This window comes from Inquilinus limosus MP06 (assembly GCF_000767795.1).
Lineage (GTDB): Bacteria > Pseudomonadota > Alphaproteobacteria > DSM-16000 > Inquilinaceae > Inquilinus > Inquilinus limosus_E.
This window is the reverse complement of the sequence record NZ_JANX01000662.1, coordinates 1-3,054: the sequence shown is the minus strand read 5'-3', so window position 1 is coordinate 3,054 and position 3,054 is coordinate 1. Positions and strand designations below refer to the sequence as shown.

Below are 3,054 nucleotides of genomic sequence, written 5' to 3'. Positions count from 1 at the left end.
CTCGAGCGCAGCCCGGGCCCCGCCCCCGGCCGCCGCCTCGCCGCGCAGGATGCGGATGCGGTCGCGGTCGGCGCTGGTGAAGTCGGGGTCGACATAGATGTGGATGCTGCGGATCAGCGTGCCCGCGAAGTCGAACACGTCGCAGAACCGGCCCTGCGACACCACCCCGTCCGGCCAGCGCAGCCCGGCGCGGGTGACGCCGGCCTCGGTGCCCTCGACCACGATGGTGTCGCCGGCGACGATCCTGCGCAGCCCGGCGATGTCGTGCTCCAGGCTCTCCAGCTCGGCCGCCAGCCGGCCGGCGAACCCGGCCACCGCCGTCTTGCCGCGGGTCAGGCCGAATTTCGGGAAGAACAGCTCCACATCCTCGGTGAACAGGTCGAGCCAGGCCGGGTCACGGCTGTCCGCGCCGCGGAAATAGGCGTCGATCACCTTCAGCCGGGCTTCCGTGAGACCCGGATCGGGACCGGTCGGCATCGCGGCCTCCTGATTTCATAATTTTGACTACACAAATGCTGTCGGCTTGCTCGCTGACGGTCAAGTGAATTATGTAAGATCAGATACAGAAAGGATCACGGATGGCGACGCGGGGCCGGCCGCGCAGCTTCGACCGCGACGTGGCGCTGCGGCGCGCGATCGAGGTGTTCTGGGCCAAGGGCTATGAGGGGGCGCAGCTGGTCGACCTGACCGCGGCGATGGGCATCAACCCGCCCAGCTTCTATGCCGCCTTCGGCTCCAAGGAGGCGCTGTTCCGCGAGGCGCTCGACCGCTACCTGGCCACCGACGGCGCCGGCAGCATGCAGGCGCTGGAGACGGGCGCGACCGCCCGCGAGTCGATCCTCGGCATGCTGACGGCGAGCGCCGGGATCGCCCTCGCCTCGCCCGGCGCCCGCGGCTGCATGCTGATCCTCGGCCTGGTCAACGGCCTGCCGGAGAATGACGGGCTGCGCCGCCATCTCGCCGGCCTCCGGCGCGAGACCACCGATCGGATCCGCCGCCGGCTGCGACGCGGCGTCGAGGACGGCGACCTGCCGGCCGGAACGGATATCGACGGCCTCGCCACCTTCTTCGGCACGGTGATGCAGGGGCTGTCGCTGCAGGCCCGCGACGGCGCGTCCCGCGCGGCGCTGCAGGCCGCCGCCCTGGCCGCCGTGAAGGCTCTCGACTGAGCAGAAACCTCGCCATCGGACCCGATTTCCGTCACCTTTGTCGGGTGGATTGCAGGAGGCGAGTCGCGCGGCCGCGGCCGCGACCCCGAAAGCGAGGAAGAGACACCGATGATCGAGGCGATGAACCTCGCCATTCTCGTTGCGGCGGGACTCATTGCGCTCAGCGTCTTCACCAGCCTGATCTCGTTCCGGGTCGGGGCCCCCCTGCTGCTGGTGTTCCTCGCGGTCGGCCTCGGCGCCGGCGAGGACGGCATCGGCAAGATCCATTTCGACAACGCCCCGGTGGCCTATTTCATCGGCAGCGTCGCCCTGGCGCTGATCCTGTTCGACAGCGGCTTCGAGACCCGGCTGCAGAGCTTCCGCGCCGCCGCCGCCCCGGCCCTGACCCTGGCCACGGCCGGCGTGCTGCTGACCACCGGCCTTGTCGCCGTCGCCGCCCGCTGGGCCTTCGGCTTCGGCTGGTACGAATCGCTGCTGACCGGCGCCATCGTCAGCTCGACCGACGCCGCCGCGGTGTTCTTCCTGCTGCGGGTCGGCGGCATCACCCTGCGCGACCGCATGCGGTCGACGCTGGAGATCGAATCCGGCAGCAACGACCCGATCGCCATCTTCCTGACGCTCGCCCTGGTCGAGGCGGCACGGCTGGGCACCGGGGCCGAGACGCTGACCTGGTCGCTGGCCACGACCTTCCTGCTGCAGGCCGGCATCGGCATCGCCCTCGGGCTGGTCGGGGGCTTCCTGATCGTGCGGGTGATCAACCGCGTCAGCCTGGACCCCGGCCTGTATCCGGTGATCGTGCTGAGCCTGGCGCTGCTGATCTTCGCCGCCACCGGCATGGTCGAGGGCTCCGGCTTCATCGCCGTCTACGTCGCCGGCATGGTCGCCGGCAACGCCGCGCTGCGCGCCTCCGCCCTGCTGCGCCGGTTCCAGAGCGGCATGACCTGGCTGGCGCAGATCTGCATGTTCCTGACGCTGGGCCTGCTGGCGACGCCGTCGCAGTTCCCCGCCGTGGCCCTGCCGGCGCTGGCCGTGGCCCTGGCGCTGACCTTCGTGGCCCGACCGATCGCGGTGTGGCTGTGCCTGCTGCCCTACGGCTTCTCGCGCAACGAGACCACCTTCGTCGCCTGGGTGGGCTTGCGCGGCGCGGTGTCGATCCTGCTGGCCATCCTGCCGTTGATCGCGCAGCTGCCGGACGGGCGGATGATCTTCAACGGCGTGTTCGTGGTGGTGATCGTCTCGCTGCTGCTGCAGGGCTGGACCATCCGCCCGCTGGCCAAGTGGCTGGGCCTGATCGTGCCGCCGCGGATCGGCCCGGTCGACCGGGTCGAGCTGGAGCTGCCGGGCCGCGCCAACCATGAGCTGGTGGTGTACCGTATCGCGGCGCAGAGCCCGGTGGCGCGCGGCGAGCGCATCCCGCGCTGGGCCCGGCCGGCGCTGATCGTGCGCGACGGCCAGTCGGTCGACATCCACCATGCCGGCCGGCTGCAGAGCGGCGACCAGGTCTACATCTTCACCCCGCCGCAGCAGGTGCGCCTCTTGGACCGGCTGTTCGCCACCCCGGCCCGGCTGGCGGAGGACGACCGCGACTTCTTCGGCGACTTCACCCTGAACGCCGAGGCGCCGCTGGCCGAGGTGGCGGAGAGCTACGGCTTCGCCCTGCCCGACCCGGCCGAGACCCGGACCACCGGCGCCTTCCTGCAGGATGCGTTCGGCGGCCGGGCCGAGATCGGCGACCGGCTGCCGGTCGGCGGGGTCGAGCTGATCGTCCGCGCCGTCGACGACGACAATGAGGTCACCGAGGTCGGGCTGGCGCTGGAGCCGAGCCGCGGCGCCCAGCCGAAGCTGCCGGTGTTCCAGAACCTGTCCGAGATCGCCGCCTGGGTCC

The 3,054-nt window shown here is 71.2% G+C and carries 3 protein-coding genes; 2 read left to right on the top strand and 1 reads right to left on the bottom strand.

Features of this window, described 5'->3' with window-relative positions; genetic code table 11:
* A partial coding sequence (locus P409_RS30440; protein ID WP_034847272.1) for a nuclear transport factor 2 family protein occupies positions 1 to 477 on the bottom strand: 477 nt, incomplete at its 3' end.
* Between the two features lie 101 nt (positions 478 to 578).
* On the opposite strand from P409_RS30440, the gene P409_RS30435 reads away from it, so the two are divergent.
* Positions 579 to 1,169 carry a TetR/AcrR family transcriptional regulator gene (locus tag P409_RS30435; protein WP_034847271.1) on the top strand — a complete coding sequence of 197 codons (591 nt, stop codon included), beginning with the start codon at positions 579 to 581 and terminating at the stop codon, positions 1,167 to 1,169.
* Between the two features lie 108 nt (positions 1,170 to 1,277).
* Positions 1,278 to 3,054, top strand: a 1,777-nt coding sequence (locus P409_RS30430) for a potassium/proton antiporter (RefSeq protein ID WP_034847269.1), incomplete at its 3' end; no start/stop codon positions are given.